This is a genomic window from Curtobacterium sp. MCBD17_035 (assembly GCF_003234815.2).
GTDB lineage: Bacteria > Actinomycetota > Actinomycetes > Actinomycetales > Microbacteriaceae > Curtobacterium.
Genome location: NZ_CP126279.1, coordinates 614,913 through 636,312, shown reverse-complemented (window position 1 = coordinate 636,312; position 21,400 = coordinate 614,913). Strand labels below are relative to the sequence as shown.

The window sequence follows — 21,400 nt, the reverse complement described above, 5'->3', positions numbered from 1 at the left end:
TGTGCGTTACGTCATCATCGGGGCCGGATCGATCGGCGGCGCCCTGGCGGCCCGCCTCGCCCGCCACAGCCCGAACCCGCCCGTCCTCGTCGCCCGCGGGGCCCGGGCCGCGGCCCTGCGCGACCGCGGGATCCGGCTGCGGACACCCGACGAGGACGTCACCGTCCCGGTCGCGGTCGTCGAGGCCCCGGACGAGGCCGCGCTTCGCGACGACGACGTGCTCGTCCTGACGACGAAGACGCAGCAGGCGGACGAGGCGCTCCGGACCTGGGCGGACGCGCCCGTGCACGACGTCGGCGGCACGGTCATCGGTACCGCGGGCGACCTGCTCCCCGTCTCCACCGCACTCAACGGCGTCGAGTCCGAACGCATCGCCCTCCGGTACTTCGAACGCGTGTACGGCGTCTGCGTCTGGCTCCCCGCGGTGAGCCTCGACCCCGCAGAGGTCGTCGTGAGCATCGCGCCGACGATCGGCATCCTCACCATCGGCGCGTACCCGGCCCGCCCGGTCGACGACGACCCGGTCGTGGCGGCGTTCGCGGCGGACTTCCGCGCGAGCGGCGTCGACGTGTACCCGGAGGCCGACGTGATGGGGTGGAAGTACCAGAAGCTGCTGTCGAACCTGGCGAACGGCCTCCAGGCCCTGCTCGGTCCGGACGGGGCGTCCTGGCGGGACCTCGCGTCGGCGCTCCGCGAGGAAGCCCTCGGGGTCTACGCCGCCGCCGGTGTCCAGGCGGTGTCCGACGCGACCGAGAAGGCCCGACGGGGCGACACGTTCCGCTCCCGCCCCGTCCCGGGCGTCGAGCACGAACTCGGCGGGTCGTCCTGGCAATCGCTCGTGCGCGGGTCCGGCTCGATCGAGACCGACTACCTCAACGGCGAGATCGCGCTGCTCGCGCGGTCGGCCGGCACGCACGCACCGCGGAACGCGCTCGTGCAGCACCTGGCACGCGTCGCCGCCCGCGACCACCTCCAGCCCGGAGCCGTCACACCCGACGAGATCCGCAGCCGGTTCGCGACACTGGCGGCGGGGGTGGCGGCGTGAGCGCGCTGGACGGCATCCAGGTCCGGCCCGGCACCGCGATCGAGGCGGACGCGTGCGTCGACCTCTGGTTGGCGGCGCTCACCGACCGCGACGGCGAGGACCAGGGCGCGCCCGTGCGGGAACGCGCCCGGTCCAAGTTCGCCCTGCCGGGGGCGGAGCTCCTCGTCGCGACCCGCACCGGTGACTGCGGCGCCGGGTCGGAGATCGTCGGCTTCGCGGTGACGAGTGACCGGGGCGACGCGGTGGTCGGGCTCGAGCTGTTCGCCACGCGGCCGGACGCCAGGGGTCTGGGCGTCGGACGGGCCCTGCTCGAGCGCGTCCTCGCCGAGGCCGAGGCCAGCGGCGCGGTGCTCGTCGAGCTCGAGAGCCGGGTGACCAACGCCCGGGCCATCGCGGTGTACGAGGCAGCGGGGTTCCGGCCGGAGGGCGACCCCGTGCCGCATCCACTCGGCGGCGACCCCGTCGTCCGGTACGCGTTGCCGGTCGTCGGGGCCTGAGCTCCGCGCGGGTCACACCGTCGTCCGCACCGTCGACCCTCCGCCCGGTGCTCGCCGGACCTCGATCCGGTCGGGGATCCGCTGTTTGAGCTCCTCGACGTGGCTGACGATGCCGACCTGGCGTCCGCCGGCCGTCAGACGCGTCAGCTGCCCGACGACGCCGTCGAGCGTCTCCGGGTCGAGCGTGCCGAACCCCTCGTCCACGAACAGGGTGCCGAGCTCGACACCGCCGGCCTCGGCCTGGACGACGTCGGCGAGGCCGAGCGCCAGACACAGCGACGTCGTGAACGTCTCGCCACCCGACAGGCTCCGGGGATCGCGCGTGCGTCCGGTCTCGTGGTCGCGCACCGCCAGGGCCAGACCCGTGCGACGGGCGCGCGAGGACGTCTCGCGCTCGTCCGAGGCCTCGAGCGCGAACCGGCCCCCGAGCATCGCGCCGAGCCGACTGTTCGCGGCGGCGACGACGTCCTCGAACCGCCGCATGAGCACGTACGTGCCGAGCGTGATGCCCGTCGGGTTGACGCTCGACGCCGCGGTCGCGATGTCGGCGAGGCGGACCACCGCGCGGCTCTCGGCCGAGGTCTCCTGTCGTGCCCGCACCGCCCGGGTGAGGTCGGCGCGTCGAGCCGAGGTCGCGGCCGCACGGGCCTCCGCGGTCGCCGCCGCACCGGTGGCGGCCTGGAGGGCCTCCTCGGCTCCGTCGGCACGCGTCCGGACGGCCTCCAACTCGGCTCCGTCGACGGCGTCGTGCTCGGCCGCGGCGACGTCCGCCTCGGCGAGGCCGGCCTGCACGACCGCGTGCTCGCGTTCGGCTCCCGCGACCTCGGACCGGAGCCGCGACGCCTCGTCCGGCCCGAGCCCGGCGGCGCGGGCGGCGTCGGCGTCGGCGAACCCCGCGTCCCCCAGCGCGCGCTCGACCTCCGCTGCGCGGGCCAGCACGTCACGGTCGTCGCTCCGCAGGGCGTCGGCCGCGGCGGCGACGGCTGCGCAGGCGGCCGCGTCACGATCGAGCGCGGCGACGGCCTGGTCGAGCGAGCCGGTGCCGACACCGCCGGCGTCGACCACCGAGGCACGGCAGCGCTCCACGGTGGCCTCGTCGGCGGCGAGGGCGGCGGCATCGGCGGCGTGGCCGGCGCGCCCGGCCGCCACCTGCGCGGCCAGCGTGCTGCGTTCCTCGGCCAGGGCGCGGGTGTCGCGGTCGAACGCCTCGAGCTGCTCCTCGGCCCGGGCGACCTCGGCCGCGGCAGCGTGCGCACGCGCGATCCGGTCGCGCAGCGCCGACGCGGTCGCGGCGACGGACTCGGGCGTCACCGCACCGATCGCGGTGGTGAGCCGGTCGCACTCACGCCGCGCGACGGCCTGCCGAGCGGCGGCGGCGCGTTGGTCGACGTCGGCGGTGGCGCGGGCGTCGGCGGCGGCCTCGATGTCGTCGTCCGTCGGGTGGCCGTCGAGCGGCGCCGCGACCGCCGGGTGGTCGACGGAACCACACACCGGGCAGGGCTCTCCCGGCGTCAGGACGCCGGCGAGCTCACCCGCGAGGCCCGCCGCCCGTCGTGTCCGCAGGTCGGCCTCGTGCGTGATGGCCGCCTGCGCCCGGAGCGACGCGGCGGCGAGGTCGGCGTCGGCGGCGGTCGCGTCGGCCGCGGCGCGGTCGCGGTCGTCGAGCAGGGCCCGCACGGCGTCGAGGTCGGCCAGCGCGCGCTCCGCGACGGGTCCGTCGGCGGCCCGGTCCGCGGCCGCGCGGGAGATCGTGACGAGCGCGAGCCGTTCGGCGGGCCGGGCGTCGAGGAGGGGTTCGAGCGCGGCGCGGCGCTCCTCGGCGCGGGCGAGCTCGGCGCGGGCCGTGGCGAGGGCGGCGCGTCGGGCCGGCAGATCGCGCTCGAGCGCGACGGCGTGCCGCACACCCGCGACGACGTCGCGGAGCGCGGCGGCGTGCGCGGCGAGCGCGGTGGTGTCGACCGCCGGCATCGACTCGAGGTCCTCGAACACGCTGCCGTCCGCGTCCAGCGGCGCGCCACCGGCTCCGGCGCCCACCCCGACGGTGTGGCGTGTGAGGGCGTCCCGGTGCTCGGCGACGACCCGCGCGAGGTCCGCGCCGCGACGCTCCGCACGCGTGCGGGCGGTGTCGAGGCCGACGACCAGGCCGAGCACGCGGCCGGCCCGTTCCGCGAGCTCGAGCCGGGCCCGGGCACCGGCGACCTGCTCCGCGCGGTCCGACAGCGCGGCCTGTCGGCCGAGCAGGTCCGCCCGGCGCCGGAGTGACCGCGCCCGGCGTTCCGCGTCCGCCAGGTCGGCGCGAGCGCGCGCGGCGGCACCCGCAGCGGCGTCCCGGGCCGTGGTCGCCTCGTGCGCGGCGGCGGTGACCTCGGCGACCACGGCATCGGACGCGAGCTCGTCGACGGTCTCGAGGCCCGCCGCCTCGGCGAGGCGGTTGAGCGCGTCGTGCACGGCGGCGTCCGCACGCTCGACCGCCGCGGCGGCCGCACGGCGGCGAGCGACGAGTTCCTCGGTCGTGCGCTCGTACACGTCGGTGCCGAACAGCGACTGCAGCAGTGCACGACGGTCCTCACCGGGAGCGCGCAGGAAGCGGGCGAACTCCCCCTGCGGCAGCACGACGGTCTGCACGAACTGGGCGCGGTCGAGCCCGATGATGCGCTGGACCTCGGCGCCGACCTCTTGCGTCGCGATCGACAGGGGTTCCCCGACGTCGTCCCCGGGCGCGGCCAGCCGCCACAGGCGGGCCGACGCGTTCTGCCGCGTCGTGCCGCCTCCGCTCTTCTTCGGGCGGTCGTGGGCGGGGGTGCGCCGGACCCGGTGGACCCCTGCCGCGGTCTCGAACACGAGCTCGACGAATGGCTCGACCCCGGCCTCGGCGTGGTGGCTGTGGAGGCGGTCCTTGCTCGCACCCTCGCCCGCGAGCGACCCGTAGAGGGCGAACACGACGGCGTCGATGATCGTCGACTTGCCCGCGCCCGTCGGCCCTTCCAGCAGGAACACACCCGAGGCCCCGAGCGCCGCGAAGTCGATGTCGACCGTCTCGGCGTACGGACCGATGGCGGCGAGACGGAGGTGGTGCAGGTACATCAGCGCTCCCCTCCGGCGGCGAGGGCGGCCTCGTACGCGTCGCGCAACACGGCGGTCTCGGCCTCGGTCGCCGGGCCACCGGTCGCGAACGCCACGAAGTCGGCCGCGACCTCGACCGGGTCCGACGCGGCGGTGACGGTCGCGGCGGTGCGATCGGTGACACCGCCCGCGGGCTCGTGGAGGATCGACAGGGCGTGGGGGAACCGGTCCTTCACCCGCGCGTACATGCGATCCGGATGCACGGTGTCGGTGACGCTCACACGGACCCAGGCATCGGCGTGCTCGGCGGCCGCCCCCTGCTCGATCTCGGCCATCGTCGCCCGGACGTCGACGAGCCGCCGCGGCACGGGTGCGGGGAGCAACTCGACGGACACACCGCCGTCCGCACCGAGCTCCACGAGGGTCACCGACTTGCGCTGGTGCCGCTCGCCGAACGAGAACGCGAGCGGCGAACCGGCGTACCGGATGCGGTCGGCGTCGCCGACCCGCTGAGGGCCGTGCAGGTGCCCGAGAGCGACGTAGTCGATGCCGTCGAACACGCCCGCGGGCACGCGGTCGACACCGCCCACGCGGATGTCCTGCTCGCTCTCGCTCGGTGCGCCGCCGCCGACGAACGCGTGCGCGACCACGACGCTCCGGACACCGGGACGGCGACCGAGGTCGGCGCGGACCCGGTCGAGTGCGGCACGGACGACGGCCTCGTGCGAGCGTGCGAGCGGCGCGTCGGGATCGGCCGCGAGCGCATGGCGCACCATGTCCGGCGCGAGGTAGGGCACCCCGTAGACGGCGACCGTGCCGTGGTCGTCGTCCAGGAGGACCGGCTCGTGCAGCCGCTCGACCTCGGCGAGGATCCGGACCCGTTGCGCCATCACGCCGGCGCCGAAGCCGAGGCGCACGGCGGAGTCGTGGTTGCCGGGCGTCACGACGACGGGGGCGAGGGCGCTCAGTCGCTCCAGCACGCGGGACAGCATGCGGACGGCGGGCACGGGTGGGACCGCCCGGTCGTAGACGTCGCCCGCGACGACGACCAGGTCCACCGCGTGCTCCTGCACGAGATCGACGAGGTGGTCCAGGAAGGCCGCCTGGTGGTCGAGCAGGTCCGCGCCGAGCAGTGTCCGCCCGAGGTGCCAGTCCCCCGTGTGCAGGATCCGCATGTGCCCCCTCCGCCGCTGCGCCCGGAGCGTCCGGACCACGTCACGGTAGCGGGCACCGCGGACATCGCCGGCTACGCCGGGCTGTGGGGCCCGCGGTCACGGTGCCGGTCAGGGACACCGTGCACCGCGGGGGTCTGGGAGGATCAGCGGCCGGCGGAGTAGAGCGCGCTGACCTGGGCAGCCGACAGGGCCGAGTTGTAGACCGCGACGTCGTCGAGGTCGCCCTTGTAGTAGTTGCTCGTGGGCGCGTTCTGCCAGCCGCTCAGGTTGTCGTACCCGATGCGCCACCAGCCGGAGTCGGGCTCGGCAGCGGTGTTCGTGTTCGTGGCGACGCTGACGCCGTCGACGTAGAGGACCATGCCGCTCGACGACATCGTGCCGACCACGTGGTGCCACCGGCCGTCCGTCACCGTCTTGGTCGACGTGAGCGTGATGTTGCCGCTGTTGTAGACGCTGAACGAGACGTCGCCCGCCGAGTTGATGTACAGCTGTCGGTCGTACGCGCTCGAGCTGCCCGTCTGGCTGTTGCCGAAGCCGATGACCTTGCCCGCGGCGGTGGAGGTCCGGATCCACGCCTCGACCGTGAACACGGAGGGGGCGGTGATCTTGGTGGTGGACGTCGAGGTGACCTGACCGGTCGCGCCGTCGAGCGTGACGTACGGGCTCGAACCGCACGTGCCGGCGACGCGGGTGACACCGCTCGACAGCGTGGCCGTCGTGCCGCTGGAACCGAGGTCGGTCTCGCTCGTGCCCGACGCCGCGTTGAACGCGTAGTCGATCGTCGGCGAGTAGGTCACGGTGCGACCGAGGCAGGAGAACGACGAAGCGGCCCCGAAGGACGCGCTCGTGGAGGTCATGGCGCCGAAGGGCGCGGCCTCGGCCTTGCTCGGCAGGAGCAGTCCGGTCCCGACGGCGGCGAGCACGACGGCCGAGCCGACGATGAGGGCGAACAGGCGAGCGGGGAGACGGCGACGTCCCTCCCGGCCCTGTGCCGCGGGGGCACCGGACGGCACGTCCGCGTCGTCGTCCTCGTCCTCGTCCTCGTCGACGAGGACGGGGATGAGCAGGTCGTCGACGTCGTCCGGGAGGCCCTCCCCGGCTTCGTCGTCGTCCGTCGCGGCGACGACGGGGCCGCGACGGAGCGGTGCGTCGATCGTGGACAGGAACGCCATGGCGGTGAGCGCGAGGACGAGGATCACGACCTTCTTCCACTCACCGTCGCGGAGCCACATGACGGGCATCCCGATGTACGGCACGCGGATGAACCCGACACCGTGGACGGCGCTGCGTGTGATCGGCGTGGAGTCCGCCTGCGGGTTGGCGTCGCCCTTGGTGATGATCTGGCCGTCCTCGCCCGCCTTGTGGAAGCGGTGGAGACGGAGCTCGCCGGGCTGGTCGGGGTCGTCGTACAGCAGGACCTGACCGAGGTGGAGGGAGGTCGGCGCGACCGGCTTCGAGACGACGACGTCGCCCGGCTGGAGGCGCGGCTCCATCGAACCCGTCATGACGGTGGTGGGGTGCCAGCCGATCACGGCCGGTGCCACGGCCCAGAGCGCCATGCCGAGGATGGTGGCGATGACGCCGCGTGCGACGGTGGCGATGACCAGGCGGTTCCAGTCGCGCAGGTCACGGAGCCGGTCCACGCGCACCGCGGGCACCGCGGCGGGGGCCGGGATGGCGATGTTGGTCGTGGTCATGACTCGTTCCTCGGGGACGGTACCGCTGGCGGTGGGTCGGGCTGGTGGGCGGTGCTGGGTGGGAGGTCGTGCCTCCCGGTCGACGGTGGTGGTGTCGGCGGGACCGGGCGCAGTGGGGGCGCGCCCGGTCCCGCCGGTCCTGACCGCTCGCCGTCACGGGCGGTCAGGAGGTGGGGGCTCAGCTGTTCTGGGCCTCCCAGGTGAGGCCGAGCGCCGCCGTGCCGGCCTGCGCCGAGTTCGGGGTGGTCGACGAGACCGTGTAGGTGACCTGGTAGACGCGCGACTCCGAGGCGGAGCCGGTCGGGGTCCAGGTGCCGAGGCCGTTGCTGTAGTTCGTGTACGAGGACGCGAAGTTCGCGAGCGTGCCCGTGTAGAGCGTGCCGTTGGTGCTCGAGGGGGTGAAGCCCGTGCAGCTGCCGAAGCCGCCGCCGGTGCCCTGCTGGACCGAGATGTTCACGTAGGACGAGAGCCCGTTCGTGGTGGCCGCGCTCGTGCCGTAGAGCTTGACGGCCGAAGCGAGCGAGCCCGTCGAGGTGACCGTGATGCAGTTCGAGCCGGTCGAACCCGGCTTGAGGTTCGTGGCCGAGAAGAGTGCGGTGTTCGCGTCGTCGTCCGAGAGGGCGACGGTCCCGGCGGTCCAGTTGCTGGTGGGGTTCACCGTCGTGGCGGAGAAGGCCGAGTACGAGGCGGTGGAGACGACGACGCCGGAGGCGATCAAGGCGGCGGGGATGGCGATCCAGGCGGCGACACGGGCGGTGCGGGGGCTGACGCGGGGCATGACGGTACTCCTTGCGATGTGGTTCGAGATGCGGAATTTGGTACGACCATCAAGTTACTTTGCCGTCGTGCTGCTTACAACCCGAGCCATACCCCCACTGCTGGGGACATGGCTTGATTATCAAGATACTTGCTGATCGAGATGCGCCGAGCGAGGATGGAGTGCCGGCGGGAGCACGCTCGGCGCCGCCGACGATCAGGGACGACATGACGGACACCACCACCACGGCCACGGACAGGGCCCCGGGCACGGACGCGGACGCGGACGCGTCGGCACTCTCCCGCGTGCTCAACGCGTACCGCCTCATGCAGGTGCACCACGCCCGCGTGCTGACCCGCGAGAGCGCCGCGCGCGGACTCAACGCCACGGACGTGCGCTTCGTGTTCTTCCTCTCGGTCGCGGAGGCCGGCGTCACCCCGAAGCAGGCGAGCGAGTACCTCGCACTCTCGACCGGTGCCACCACGAACCTCGTCGACCGCCTGGTCGACCGCGGACACATCGAGCGACGCCCGAACCCGGAGGACCGGCGGAGCGTCCTCCTGCAACTCACGGCGACGGGGGCCGAGACCGCCGAGCAGATCGGGGTCGTCTACCGCGCGGCGTTCGAGTCCGGGATCCCCACCGAGTACCTCGTCCCGCTCGCGCGGGCGTTCGAGCAGGTCGCCGCGCGCCTGGGCGAGTGCGCCAGCGCCGACGGCTGCCCGGACGCGGTCCACGCCGCGGGCTGATCCTCCACAGCGTCCCGGGTCCGCCCGTCCACCGTCGGCGCCCGGGGCTAGCGTGGCGGACATGACACCAGCAGAACTCCTCGCCGAAGCGTTCGCCCGCGTCCCCGAGACCGTCGAACGCGCCGTCCGGAACCTGTCGGAGGACCAGCTCGCCGCTCGGCCCGCCGCCGGTGCGAACACGCTCGCCTGGCTCGCCTGGCACATCGCCCGCGGGCAGGACGCGCAGATCGCCGACCTCACCGGCAGCGAGCAGGTGTGGACGAGCGACGGCTGGTACGACCGGTTCGGCCTGCCGTTCCCGGCCGACGCGCTGGGGTACGGCATGTCCCGCGACGACGTCGGACGGGTCCGCGCATCGTCCGACCTGCTGCTCGGTTACCTCCGCGCGACCACCGCCCGGACACTCGAGTACGTCCGGGGCCTCGCACCCGAGGACCTCGACGCCGTGGTCGACGAGGCATGGGACCCGCCCGTGACCGCCGGCGCCCGCCTCGTCAGCATCCTCGACGACTGCGTCCAGCACGCTGGACAGGCCGGGTACGTCCGCGGGCTCCTCTTCTTCGTGTCCTGACGCGCAGGTGGGGAACGACGGGAGGGACGGCGCGGGTCACCCCGCACCGTCCCTCCCGTCCGTGATCGCGCCCGGCGTCAGCGCTGGGCGAGCTCCGTGACGAGCGCGTCGCCGGGAGCGACGGGCGTCATCGGGGCGTCGATCTCGGCGCGCTCGAGCATGCCCTCCATCTTCCGGACGCGGTTCCGCGTGACGAGGGTCACGACGGTGCCCTCCTTGCCGGCACGGCCGGTGCGGCCGGCGCGGTGTGTGTACGTCTTGTACTCGTCCGGCAGGTCCGCCTGGATGACGAGCGAGACGTCGTCGACGTGGATGCCGCGCGCCGCGACGTCCGTGGCGACCAGGACGTTCACCCGGCCGCTCGTCAGGAGCGACAGGTTCCGGGTGCGTCGGGACTGGTTGAGGTCGCCGTGCAGGCTCGTCGCCCGGATGCCGGCGTCCTCGAGCTGGTCGGCCAGACGCTCGGCGTAGGCACGGGTCCGCGCGAACACCACGGTCTTGCCGTCGCCGCTCGCGAGTTCCTCGATGACGCGGTCCTTCTCGCGCTGCTCGACGACGAGGACCTGGTGGTCGATCGTCGAGGACGCCTGGTCCTCGCCGAGGACCTCGTGCACGGACGGCTCGACGAGGAACTCGTCGACGAGCGCCGCGACCTGGGTGTCGAGCGTCGCGCTGAACAGCAGCTTCTGCGCGCGCGCACCGGTCGGCGTGACGTCGGCGGTCGCCTGGAGGATGCGCCGGACGGGCTCGAGGAACCCGAGGTCGCACATGTGGTCGGCTTCGTCGAGCACGGTGACGACGACCTCGCTGAGGTCGAGGCGCCCCTGCTCCATGAGGTCCTCGATGCGACCCGGCGTGCCCACGATGATGTCGACACCGCGCTGCAGCGCGCCCACCTGACGGCCCTGCGGCACCCCGCCGTAGATCTGGGTCGTGAACAGGCCCACCGCACGGGCGATCGGCTGGACGGTGCGGTCGATCTGCAGCGCCAGCTCGCGCGTCGGCGCCAGGATGAGCGCACGGGGGTTGCGGCCCATCCGGCGGTTCTTGCCCCCACCGTTCTCCATGAGCTTCTCGACGAGGGGCGCGCCGAACGCGATCGTCTTGCCGGAGCCCGTGCGGCCTCGACCGAGCACGTCCTTGCCGGCGAGGACGTCCGGGATCGTCGCGGCCTGGATCGGGAACGGACGATCCGCGCCGAGCTCCGCGAGCACCCGCACGATGTTGGAGCCGATGCCGAGGTCGCCGAAGGTCACGCCCTCGACGTCCGCGGCGACGGTGGCCTCGGCCTGGAGCTTCTCGAGCTTGACGTCGTCCGCGGGCACGTAAGCGGCACGGTCCTCACGGGCATCGCCGAAGTGGCGGCCCGAGCGCTCTGCGACCCGCGGGGTGCGGCCGGTCCGGTCATCGCGGTCGAACGAACGCTGCGGCCGGTCGTTCCGGTCGAACGAACGCTGCGGCCGGTCGTCCCGGTCGTACGAGCGCTGCGGCCGGTCGCTCCGGTCGAACGAACGCTGCGGCCGGTCGCTCCGGTCGTTCCGATCGAACGAACGCTGCGGCCGGTCGCTCCGGTCGAACGAACGCTGCGGCCGGTCGCTCCGGTCGTTCCGATCGAACGAACGCTGCGGCCGGTCGCTCCGGTCGTTCCGATCGAACGAACGCTGCGGCCGGTCGCTCCGGTCGCTCCGGTCGAACGAACGTCCACCACGGTCATCCCGGTCGTACGACCGCTGCGGCCGGTCGCTCCGGTCGTACGAACGGCCGCCACGGTCATCTCGGTCGTTGGGACGCTGCGGCCGGTCGCTCCGGTCGTTCCGATCGAACGAACGCTGCGGCCGGTCGTTCCGGTCGTACGAGCGCTGCGGCCGGTCGCTCCGGTCGCTCCGGTCGTACGAACGGCCGCCACGGTCATCTCGGTCGTTGGGACGCTGCGGCCGGTCGCTCCGGTCGTACGAGCGGCCGCCCCGGTCGCTCCGGTCGTACGACCGGCCGCCGCGGTCGTCCCGGTCGGACGACCGCGCACCGCGCCGGTCGTCGCGCGGGAACCGCCCGCGGCTGCGGTCGTCGTCGTTGCTGCGCGGCTCCCAGTTCGGGCGGCCGGAGCGCTCTCCGGACGCGGCGCGGTCGCGGCGCTCCGCCGCATCCCACCGCGCCTTCTGGCGACCAGCGGACGGCTCCTCGGCACGGTAGCCGCGGTGCTTCGGGCTCCGCGAGGCAGGGGTGCCGTTCGCGTGGCGGGCGGTGTTGTCGGCGCGCGAGGGCGCGCCCTTCTTGAAGGGGGACATGCGAGTTCTTTCCGGCGTGCAGACATGCCGCAGGACCCGAGGCGCCGTCGGCCGGATCGAAGTGCGGGGAGGGGGTCCGTCCCGTCGTGATCGACGTGACTCCAGCCCTCGAGACACACACACCCGTCGCGGCCACATGCCGCGCTGTCGAGAGCTGACCTACCTACATTAGTCGCGAACCCAGAGGGACGCCAGCCCCGCACGGATGCTCCCGATAGGTTGGGCGCGATGCCGTCTCCCGTCCGTCAGCGCCGTCACGCCCGCGGTGTCGCACGCGTCGGGGACCACCGACGGCTCCCGGCCCTCACCACGGTCGCGCTCGTGCTCGCGCTCGTGCTCGTGCTCACCGGATGCGTCCAGGGCCCCACCGGCGACACGAACGCCACGGTCGACGCGGGACCGGTGATCTACCCGCTGTCGCTGCGGTACCCGGACGTCCGGACCGTGTCCGACGTCGCGTACGGCGAGGACCGGCTGCAGCGCCTCGACGTCTGCCTGCCCGCCGGGCACGAGGCCGCCGCGGCGACCGCGACCGCTGCTCCCCTGCCGGGTGGCGGGGTCGGCGCGCAGGCGGGACAGGGCACCACCGACCGCCCTGCCGTCATGATGATCCACGGCGGCAGCTGGTCACACGGTGACAAGGCGACCGCGGCCTACCACGCGGTGTGCGAGTACTTCGCGTCCCAGGGCTTCGTGGTGTTCGACGTCGACTACCGCCTGGCGCCGACGGATCCGTTCCCCGCCGGACTCGACGACGTCCGGCGGGCCCTCGACTGGGTGTTCCGCGCGACGACGCTCACCCGGTTCCGCGTCGACCGGGAACGCGTGGGGGTGTTCGGCGGGAGCGCCGGCGGGAACCTCGCCGCGATGCTCGCGGTGCAGGACCACGCGTCGACCGCGTACGCGAGCGGGGACCGGATCCGGGCCGTCGCGGAGCTGAGCGGGCCCTCGGACCTGACGGCGGCCTCCACGGGCGCCGGCGGCGTGACGCCGTCGTTCGCTCGGAAACAGCTGCTCTACCTGGGATGCACCCGCTACGCCGACTGTCCGGCGGCGCGGCGGGCCTCCCCCGTCGACGACGTGACCGCGCAGACCCCGCCCTTCTTCATCGGGCACAGCACCCACGAGTTCATCCCGCTGTGGGAGTCGCAGCACCTGGCGCGCGCCCTGCGACGGCACGGCGTCCCCGTGACCCTCGTCGAGGTCCGCGGCACCGCGCACTCGATCGCGCAGCTCGACCGCGCGATGAGCGAACGGGTCGTCGCGTACTTCCGTCGCCGACTCGGCTGACGCCCGACAGGGACATGACGACGGCCCCGCTCCTCCCGGGAGGAACGGGGCCGCTTCCGTGGGAAGGTGTCAGTCCCAGCCGCGCGGGTCCTCGTCGGTCGCGGTGACCCAGTCGAGGAGCACGGCGGCGAGGGAGCAGATGAACGCGATCGCCGCGACCTCCGCGACGATCGAGCGGTGGTGCTCGACCACACCGAGCGCGGCGAACACCACGGTGACGATGAACGAGATGCCGAGCAGCAGCTCCGCAGCGGTGTGGATGTACGTCATCCCGGACCACTCGGTGGTCGCGCGCTGGGCTCTCGGGACGTCGCGGATGGTCACGACCACCAGTGTCGGCGGTGGGAGCACCCTGTGACAGTCCCGAGAGCGGGTGCCGCTCGGTCGGGGGTCAGTGCCGCGGGTGGTGGGCCTCCCGCGCACCGGGGACCGACACGGGCACGCTCGTCCGCACGTCCGTGAACCGTTCCCGCCGACGCTCGACCACGTAGTAGAGCGCCGGGAGGACCACGAGGGTCAGGAGCGTCGACGACACGAGGCCTCCGATCACGACGAGCGCGAGCGGCTGCGAGATGAACCCGTTGTGTCCGGTGATGCCCACCGCCATCGGCACGAGCGCGAAGATCGTGGCGAGTGCCGTCATCAGGATCGGCCGGAGACGTCGGGCCGCGCCCTCCACGAGCGCCTCCCGGACGCGCAACCCCCGTCGCCGGTACTGGTTGACGAGGTCGATGAGCACGATCGCGTTCGTCACGACGATGCCGACGAGCATGAGCACGCCGATGAGCGACGCGACGCCGATCGGGATCCCCGACGCCACCTGCAGCAGGATCGCGCCGGTCGCCGCGAACGGGATCGACACCAGCAGGAGGAGCGGCTGGAGCAGGCTGCGGAAGGTCGCCACCATCACGACGTAGACGATGAGGATCGCGATGAGCGCGGCGAGGAGGAGCTGTCGGAACGCCGACGACTGGCTCGATGCGACACCGCCGATGGAGGCCTCAGCACCCTTCGACAGGTGGAGGCCGTCCACGGCGTCGGTCACGGACTGCGTCGCGGCGCCGAGGTTCGTCGCCGACGGCGTGACCGTGATCGTCGCCGTGCGCACCGCGTTCGAGGTCGTGACCGTGGTCGGCCCGTTCGACTGGTCGACCGTGGCGACGGACGACAGCGGCACGGCACCTGCGGCAGTCGGGATCGACAGGTCGCGCAGGGCCTGCGCGCTGGTCGGCGGGTGCGGGTTCTCGATGTACACGTCGAGCGTCTGGTCGCCGAACTCGACCGTCCCCTTGTCCTGCGGCGACACCGATGCCGCGACGATCCCGCCGACCTGGGTCTCGGTGAGGCCCGCCGCGGCCGCCTTCGCGCGGTCGACACGGACGGCCAGGTAGGGCTGCGCGGCGGACAGGTTGCTCGACGCACCCGTCGTGTTCGGCACGTCCTGCATGGCGTGGAGCACCTGCTCGGCCGCCGACCGGAGCCGCGCCTGCGTCGGGGCGGTCACGTCGACGTCGATGTCCGACGTCGACCCGAAGCCCGAGGTCGAGGCGAGCGAGACCGTCCCGACGCCGGAGAGCGCCCGGAGCCGGGCACGCGCCCGGGACTGCAGGGCCGTCTGGTCCGCGCTGTCGTCCGTGGTGACGGAGTACGTGATCGACGCGCTCCCCCCACCGCCGAAGGCGGCCTGGATCGAGTTGCCGCTCGAGCCGATCGTCACCTGGACGGTGTCGACGCCGTCCACGTCACGCAGCGCGCGCTCCACCCGGCGGGCCGAGCGGGACTGCTCCGCGAGGCTCGTGGCCGGTGCGAGCGACTGGCTCACCGTGAAGGTGTTCTGCCCGGAGTCGCCGAGGTAGTTGGTCTTGACGAACGGGAGCGCAGCCGCGGTGCCACCGAGGACGAGCACGGCGAGGACGAGGACGAGCGCCGGGAACCGCAGCACCCAGTCGAGCACGGGCAGGTAGCCCCGGCGCAGGCGGTCGCGGTGCCCGGCGTCGTGCAGGTCCGCGGCGCTGCCGAGCGTCGTGTCGACGGACGAGGCCCCCGCGGCGAACCGGGACTCGGCCGCCACCAGTTCGGCGGGCGCCGCGCGCCGTGCTCCGACGGGGTCGACCGGGGCCGTGTCGGCGGTCGCGGACTGGTACGGCCCGGATCCCCGTCCGGGCCGGAGCCACCAGTACGCGAGCACCGGCACGATCGTCAGCGCGACGAGCAGCGACGCGGCGAGCGCGATCGACACGGTGAGCGCGAACGGCCGGAACAGCTCGCCGACGAGCTCCTGCACGAACGCGACCGGCAGGAACACCACGACCGTGGTCAGTGTCGACGCGGTCACGGCACCGGCGACCTCGCGGACGCCGTCGAGCACCGCGCGCAGCCGGTCGACGCCCGGTTGCATGTGCCGCTTGATGTTCTCGATGACGACGATCGAGTCGTCGACCACGCGGCCGATCGCGATCGTCAGGCCGGCGAGGGTGATGATGTTGAGCGTGTACCCGGCGGCCTCCATGCCGATCGCGGTGAGCAGCACGCTCGTCGGGATCGAGATCGCGGTGACCAGGGTCGAGCGCCACGACAGCAGGAACACGAGGATCACGACGACCGCGAACCCGAGTCCGAGCAGGCCCTCCTCCGCCAGGGAGTCGATGGACTGCTCGATGTAGGGCGCCTGGTCGAACACGACGGTGAACCGCGGCGAGCCGTCGACCTTCGCCTCGATGCCGGGGAGCGCGTCCTGCACGGTGCGGGAGACGTCGACGGTGTTGGCCTCTTGCGTCTTCGTGATGGCGATGGTGAGCGCGGGCTTGCCGTTCACCCGGCTGATCGACGTGCGCGGGGACTCGACGAGCCTCACCTCGGCGACGTCGCCGATCGTGGTCGCGACACGGGCGCCGGCCAACGGGAGGTCGCGGATGTCACCGACCGACCCGAGGCTCGACCCGGTCTGCACCGACAGGGTCCGGCCGTGCTCGGTGATCGTGCCGCCCGGGACGAGCGTGCCGTTGTCGTCGAGGGCGTCGCTGATCGCGGTCTGTGCGACGCCACGCTCGGCGAGTTCCGTCTGGTTCGGCGTGATGACGATGCGGCGACCGGGGTTGCCGTAGACGTCGGCCTCACGCACCCCGTCGAGCTTTTCGAGGTCCGGCACCGCGGTCTTGTTCAACCGCCCGACCAGGGTCTGCTCGCTCGTGCCGGGTTCGGAGACCGCGAGCTGGAGGACCGGGATGTCGTCGAACGACCCCGTGACGATCTGGGTCTGGACGCTGTCGGGCAGGTCGAGGGCGTTGACGACCGTCTGGATCTTGTCCTCGGCGCTGGCGAGGTTCGACCCGTACTGGAACTCGGCCGACACGACGCTCTGGCTCGTCGACGACGTCGCGGTGGTGTCCTTGAGGTCGGGGACGGCCTGGATCCCCTGCTCGATCTTGGTCGACACGTCGTTCGACACGACCTCGGGCGTCGCGCCGGGGTAGGTGCTGACGATCGCGACCTGGGGGAACTCGACGCTCGGGATCAGCTCCTGCTTGAGGCTCGTGAGGGCGACCCCACCGAAGATCGCGACGACGATGGTGACCAGCGCGATGAGGGCGCGATTGCGCAGGCTGAGGACCGAGAGGAGGTGCACCGGTCGATCCTCCCAGCGGGGCCTGACACCGCGCCCGGCCGGACGTGCCCCGCGGGTCGACCGCCGGTCAGACCACGAGGAGCGCGCCGAGCACGCCGGCGGCCCCCACGACGCCCGCCCCGAGCGCGACGACGCGGCCGATCGGGCTGCGACCGGCGACGACCGCGGCGACGACGCAGAGGACGCCGCCGACGACCTCGGAGGTCCAGGCCGTGCTGCTCGTCGTCGCCGCGACGACCAGGAGTCCCCGGATCCCCTCACCCACGAGGACGGCGCCGACCACGCCGGCCGCCGCACCGCGGACCCGGCCGTCAGGGGACACGACGCCGACGGCGACGAGTCCGGCGAGGACGCCCGCGGGGACCCCGAGGAGTTCCCATGTCCCGAACGGGGACAGCGCGTCGGGTCGACCGGCGAGCACGGTCGCGGCCCAGTAGCCGACGTGCATGAGTTCGAGACACACGACCCCGAGCGCCGCCGCCCAACGCGCGCCGGGTCGGACCACGAGCACCAGGAGGACCGCGGCGACGAACCACGGGCCGGCTGCGTTCGACAACGTGGCGACGAACGCCGACCCGCTCTGGCCGATGCTCGTGAGCATCCCGACGAGCAGGGCTCCGGCGAGCGCGACGACGACCCCGGCGGGACGCGGGAGCGCGCCGGATCGCGGGGGGACGACGACGCGACGGGGCAGGACCGGTGCTTCCATGCCTCCAGGATCGGCGAGGGCGGCTCGCTCGGCATCCGCCGGACGGATGACCCTTGATCGCCCCGTCCCACGGGCGTACGGTTGCCGGCACGACAACGCGATACATCGCGAGATCGGAGTGCACCATGGCGCAGGAGAAGTGGCTCGTGGACGAGCCGAAGGTCATCGACACCGGGGTGGTCCGGCAGCTCAAGGTCGGCCTCGTCGGGGGTCAGGTCGACGTCGTCGCGCACGACGAACCCACGGCGCGGGTCGAGGTCCACGCCGTCTCGGGGCGGCCGCTGCGGGTCGAGATGGACGCGGGCGTGCTCACCGTGGACCACGCCCAGGTCCGCTGGGACGACCCGCTCGGCTTCCTCCGGGCCTTCCGCGGTCAGGAGTCCGCGGACGTCAGCATCCTCGTCCCGCGGCAGGCGGCACTGACGCTCGGGGTCGTCTCGGCCGGCGCACTCGTCTCGGGGCTGACGCACGACGCGGCGCTCCACGCGGTGTCCGGCGACCTCGTCGTCGACCGGGTGAGCGGCGACCTCCAGGTCAACAGCGTCTCGGGCACCGTGACCGTCCGCGAGCACGCGGGCGCCCTCGCCGTGCGGACGGTCTCCGGCGACGTCGCCGCCACCGGCGCGGTCACCCGGCTCACGGCGGACGGCATCTCGGCCGACGTCCTGCTCGACCTGCAGGGGGTCCCGGACGGCGTCCGGGTCAGCACGGTCTCGGGCGCGGTGAGCCTCCGGCTCGCGGACGGTGTGGGGTACGCGTGCTCCGTGACCACGGCGACCGGACGCCTCCAGTTCGACGACGACGAGGTGCGGGGGGTGCACGGCCCGTACACCCGCCGGTCCGGCACGCTCGAGGGGCGCTGGGCCGACGTGCGCGTGGCCACGGTGTCCGGCCGGTTCGCGCTGTTCCACGCGGACCCGGAGCCGAGCGCCGCGAGCCCGGCGGCGGGCGCGACGGCGGGCGCGACGGCGGGCGCGACGGCGGGCGCGACGGCGGGCGCGACGGCCACGGACGACACCGACGGCACGTGGACGACGGACGGCACCGAGGGGCTCGGCGCATGAGCCCGGTGTTCGCCCACGGACAGCTCCGCCTGTACCTGCTCGTGCTGCTCGCGGAGCGCCCGATGCACGGCTACGAACTCATCCAGGCGCTCGGCACCCGGTTCGGCGGCGTGTACGTCCCGAGCGCCGGCACCGTGTACCCCCGTCTCGGCAAGCTGCAGGAGGACGGCCTCGTGACCAGCGAGGCCGACGGCCGCAAGACCGTCTACGCGATCACCGAGGCCGGCCGCGACGAGTTGGCCGCGCGCCAGGACGAGGTCGCGGACCTCGAGTCCGGCGTCACCGACTCGGTGCGCTCCCTCGCGGACGGCGTGCGCGCCTCGGTCGGCGAGGCGATGCGGTCGCTCCGCGCCGACCTCGCCGCGTCCGCTCGACCGGCCGGCCCGCACCGGTCGGGTCCCCACCCGGCGGGGGCGCCGACCTCGACGCCGAACGAGGGCGCCCGGTCCCTCCGCGAGGTCGAACTGCTCCTCGCGACGTTCCGGCAGGAGGTCCGGGCCGAGGCCCGCCGACGCTCGACCCGGGGCACGCTCACGCCCGAGGTCGTCGCCGCCCTCCGGCGAGGACTCGACGGGATCCGGTCGACACTCCGGGACTGATCGGGAACAACGGGGACGGGTGCCGTGTTGACAGCCCCTCCATCCTGAGTAGGTTGTCCCCTCGTGACGAACGAGATCCGGTCGCTCAAGGCCCGGTTGATCGGGGATCCACTGCCCTCGCAGCAGCTCGAGGGTCAGCTCCTCCCGAAGCACCTCGCGCTCCCGATCTTCGCGAGTGACCCGCTGTCGAGCGTCGCCTACGCGCCGCAGGAGCTCCTGATGATCCTGCTGCTCGGCGGGATGTCGTTCTTGACCTTCGCGCCGTGGGTCGCGGCCCTGGTCGTGCTCCTGCTCGTCGTCGTCGTGGCGTCCTACCGACAGCTCATCAAGGCGTACCCGTCGGGCGGCGGGGACTACGAGGTCGCGCACCGGAACCTCGGCGAGAAGGCCGGGCTCGTCGTGGCCTCCGCCCTGCTCGTCGACTACGTGATGACCGTCGCCGTGTCGGTCGCCTCGGGCGTGGACAACATCATCTCGGCGCTGCCGATGCTCGACGAGTTCCGCGTCGAGCTCGCGCTCGTGTTCGTCGTCCTGCTCGCCGCCGTGAACCTGCGCGGGGTGCGCGAGTCGAGCAAGGCGTTCGCGATCCCGACCTACCTGTTCGTGGCGAGTGTGTTCGTCATGGTCGTCACGGGCCTGGTCCGCACGGCCCTGGGGCACGCCCCGGTCGCCGAGAGCGCCGGGTACACGATCGCGAACACCGAGAACGTCACGCGCGCCGCGTTCGTGCTGCTGCTCCTCCGCTCGTTCGCGTCGGGGTGCTCCGCCCTCACCGGCGTCGAGGCCATCGCCAACGGGGTGCAGGCCTTCCGCCGCCCGAAGATCCGCAACGCCCAGACGACGCTCGTGTTCATGGGCGGCATCGCGATCGTCCTGTTCGTCGGCCTCGTCGCGCTCTCGCTCATCGCGCACGTGCACTACGCCGAGAGCGCGTGCGACCTCCGGGGCTTCGCGCACTGCACGACGACGCCCCAGCGGTCCCTCATCGCGCAGATCGCCGCGGCGACGTTCGGTGGGGGCAGCGTCCTGTTCTTCGTGATCCAGGCGACCACCGCGGCCGTGCTGCTCCTGGCGGCGAACACCGCGTTCAACGGCTTCCCGCTGCTCGGGTCGATCCTCGCCCGCGACTCGTACGCCCCGAAGGCCCTGTCGACCCGGGGCGACCGGCTCATCTACTCGAACGGCGTGATCGTCCTGGCGCTCGTCGCCGCGGCACTCCTCATCGTCTACCGGGCGAACGTCACGGCGCTCATCCAGCTGTACATCATCGGCGTGTTCGTGTCGTTCACGTGCGGGCAGACGGGCATGGTCCGGCACTGGCTCCGGCTGCTCGCGACGGACCCGCCGAACCGCGGGCAGATCTGGCGCAGCCTGTCGATCAACGCCACGGGTGCGTCGTTCACCTTCGTGGTGCTCGTCGTCGTCACCATCACGAAGTTCACGCACGGCGCCTGGCTCGTGTTCGTCATCATGCCGGTGCTGTTCCTGCTCATGCTCGGCGTGAACCGGTACTACCGCGACGTCTCGCACGAGATCGCCGCCGACGACGAGACCCGGTTCGGCGCCACGGGCGACCACGCGATCGTCCTCGTCAACAAGCTGCAGAAGCCGGTGATCAAGGCGCTCGACTACGCGATCGCGGCCAAGCACGCGTCGTTCGAGGCGGTGCACGTCGCCATCGACGAGGCCGACGCCGCGACCCTGCAGCAGCAGTGGCGCGACTACGGCATCACGTGCCCGCTCACCATCGTGCCGAGCCCGTACCGCGACATCTCGATGCCGCTCATCAAGCACATCAAGGCGCACCGGCAGGAGCACGGCGCCGAGGTCGTGACCGTCTACACGCCCGTCTTCGTCGTCGGACACTGGTGGGAGGCCCTGCTCCACAACCACCGCGGGCGCCGGATCCGCAAGAAGTTGCTCCTCGTGCACGGCGTCACGGTCGCCCTCGTCCCGTGGCTGCTCGACTCCTCGGAGCTGCTGTACGGCCGCCGCTCGCGGCCGCTGCCCGGCCAGGAGCGACGCGGCGAGCCGATCCGGCCGCAGGTGCACCGCGGCGCCGAGCAGACGAACCGCGGCACGGAGGACCTCCTCCGGACCGACCGGCTGCTCCGCTCGAACCAGCGGAACAGCGTGCACGTCCGCCGTGCGACGCGACCGGCCGGCCCCGCCGAGGGCGTGGACCCGGCGGGCGACTGCGGCGAGCTGCCCGCGCTCGTCCCCGCCGCGCACGGCCGCACCCCCGCTTCGCACGACTGACCGGCCCGGGGGCGG

Annotated in this window: 16 protein-coding genes; 8 read left to right on the top strand and 8 right to left on the bottom strand. The window is 73.2% G+C overall.

The annotated features are described in order from the left end of the window. Position 1 precedes the first annotated feature (1 nt). On the top strand, positions 2 to 1,045 hold the full coding sequence (locus DEI93_RS03075) for a ketopantoate reductase family protein (RefSeq protein WP_111120368.1): 1,044 nt from the start codon (positions 2 to 4) through the stop codon (positions 1,043 to 1,045). Further along, positions 1,042 to 1,542 carry a GNAT family N-acetyltransferase gene (locus DEI93_RS03070; protein ID WP_111120367.1) on the top strand — a complete coding sequence of 167 codons (501 nt, stop codon included), beginning with the start codon at positions 1,042 to 1,044 and terminating at the stop codon, positions 1,540 to 1,542. Before DEI93_RS03075 ends, DEI93_RS03070 begins: the two co-directional genes overlap by 4 nt. 12 nt (positions 1,543 to 1,554) lie before the next feature. On the opposite strand, the gene DEI93_RS03065 is transcribed toward DEI93_RS03070, so the two are convergent. The 4 genes from DEI93_RS03065 to DEI93_RS03050 all read right to left on the bottom strand — a co-directional run bounded on the left by DEI93_RS03065 (position 1,555) and on the right by DEI93_RS03050 (position 8,255). Continuing rightward, entirely contained in the window at positions 1,555 to 4,626 is a 3,072-nt protein-coding gene (locus tag DEI93_RS03065; protein WP_111120366.1) for an AAA family ATPase, read from the bottom strand. After that, entirely contained in the window at positions 4,626 to 5,780 is a 1,155-nt protein-coding gene (locus DEI93_RS03060; protein ID WP_111120365.1) for a metallophosphoesterase family protein, read from the bottom strand. Before DEI93_RS03060 ends, DEI93_RS03065 begins: the two co-directional genes overlap by 1 nt. Before the next feature lie 143 nt (positions 5,781 to 5,923). Beyond that, positions 5,924 to 7,477, bottom strand: a complete 1,554-nt coding sequence (locus DEI93_RS03055) for a signal peptidase I (protein ID WP_111120364.1) — start codon at positions 7,475 to 7,477, stop codon at positions 5,924 to 5,926. Positions 7,478 to 7,655: 178 nt separating this feature from the next. Next, positions 7,656 to 8,255: a M73 family metallopeptidase gene (locus tag DEI93_RS03050; RefSeq protein WP_111010174.1), complete on the bottom strand. Its 600-nt coding sequence runs from the start codon at positions 8,253 to 8,255 to the stop codon at positions 7,656 to 7,658. A gap of 206 nt (positions 8,256 to 8,461) precedes the next feature. On the opposite strand from DEI93_RS03050, the gene DEI93_RS03045 reads away from it, so the two are divergent. Together DEI93_RS03045 and DEI93_RS03040 are read left to right on the top strand one after the other, a co-directional pair. Continuing rightward, entirely contained in the window at positions 8,462 to 8,983 is a 522-nt protein-coding gene (locus tag DEI93_RS03045; RefSeq protein ID WP_111120363.1) for a MarR family transcriptional regulator, read from the top strand. 61 nt (positions 8,984 to 9,044) lie between these two features. Then, positions 9,045 to 9,554 (top strand): mycothiol transferase, encoded by a 510-nt coding sequence (locus tag DEI93_RS03040; protein WP_111120362.1) that lies wholly within the window; start codon positions 9,045 to 9,047, stop codon positions 9,552 to 9,554. A gap of 77 nt (positions 9,555 to 9,631) precedes the next feature. Here DEI93_RS03040 and DEI93_RS03035 read toward each other — a convergent pair whose 3' ends face one another. Continuing rightward, complete coding sequence (locus DEI93_RS03035) at positions 9,632 to 11,839, bottom strand: DEAD/DEAH box helicase (protein WP_111120361.1); 2,208 nt, start codon at positions 11,837 to 11,839, stop codon at positions 9,632 to 9,634. 228 nt (positions 11,840 to 12,067) lie between these two features. Between DEI93_RS03035 and DEI93_RS03030 the strand changes: the two genes are divergently transcribed. Beyond that, on the top strand, positions 12,068 to 13,129 hold the full coding sequence (locus DEI93_RS03030) for an alpha/beta hydrolase (RefSeq protein WP_111120360.1): 1,062 nt from the start codon (positions 12,068 to 12,070) through the stop codon (positions 13,127 to 13,129). A 69-nt stretch (positions 13,130 to 13,198) separates the two neighbouring features. Here the strand turns inward: DEI93_RS03030 and DEI93_RS03025 are convergent, their stop codons facing one another. The 3 genes from DEI93_RS03025 to DEI93_RS03015 all read right to left on the bottom strand — a co-directional run bounded on the left by DEI93_RS03025 (position 13,199) and on the right by DEI93_RS03015 (position 17,463). Further along, complete coding sequence (locus DEI93_RS03025; protein ID WP_146244455.1) at positions 13,199 to 13,453, bottom strand: hypothetical protein; 255 nt, start codon at positions 13,451 to 13,453, stop codon at positions 13,199 to 13,201. A gap of 67 nt (positions 13,454 to 13,520) precedes the next feature. After that, on the bottom strand, positions 13,521 to 16,754 hold the full coding sequence (locus DEI93_RS03020) for an efflux RND transporter permease subunit (RefSeq protein ID WP_111120358.1): 3,234 nt from the start codon (positions 16,752 to 16,754) through the stop codon (positions 13,521 to 13,523). A 67-nt stretch (positions 16,755 to 16,821) separates the two neighbouring features. After that, the gene (locus tag DEI93_RS03015; protein WP_111120357.1) at positions 16,822 to 17,463 is read right to left on the bottom strand and encodes a DUF6518 family protein; all 642 of its coding nucleotides are present in this window, start codon (positions 17,461 to 17,463) and stop codon (positions 16,822 to 16,824) included. 125 nt (positions 17,464 to 17,588) lie between these two features. Between DEI93_RS03015 and DEI93_RS03010 the strand changes: the two genes are divergently transcribed. The 3 genes from DEI93_RS03010 to DEI93_RS03000 all read left to right on the top strand — a co-directional run bounded on the left by DEI93_RS03010 (position 17,589) and on the right by DEI93_RS03000 (position 21,385). Continuing rightward, positions 17,589 to 18,527, top strand: a complete 939-nt coding sequence (locus tag DEI93_RS03010; RefSeq protein ID WP_111120356.1) for a DUF4097 family beta strand repeat-containing protein — start codon at positions 17,589 to 17,591, stop codon at positions 18,525 to 18,527. Then, positions 18,524 to 19,126, top strand: a complete 603-nt coding sequence (locus DEI93_RS03005; RefSeq protein WP_111012323.1) for a PadR family transcriptional regulator — start codon at positions 18,524 to 18,526, stop codon at positions 19,124 to 19,126. The genes DEI93_RS03010 and DEI93_RS03005 overlap by 4 nt, the downstream gene beginning before the upstream one ends. 63 nt (positions 19,127 to 19,189) lie before the next feature. After that, positions 19,190 to 21,385, top strand: a complete 2,196-nt coding sequence (locus DEI93_RS03000; RefSeq protein ID WP_258372315.1) for an APC family permease — start codon at positions 19,190 to 19,192, stop codon at positions 21,383 to 21,385. The last annotated feature ends 15 nt before the right edge of the window (positions 21,386 to 21,400 follow it).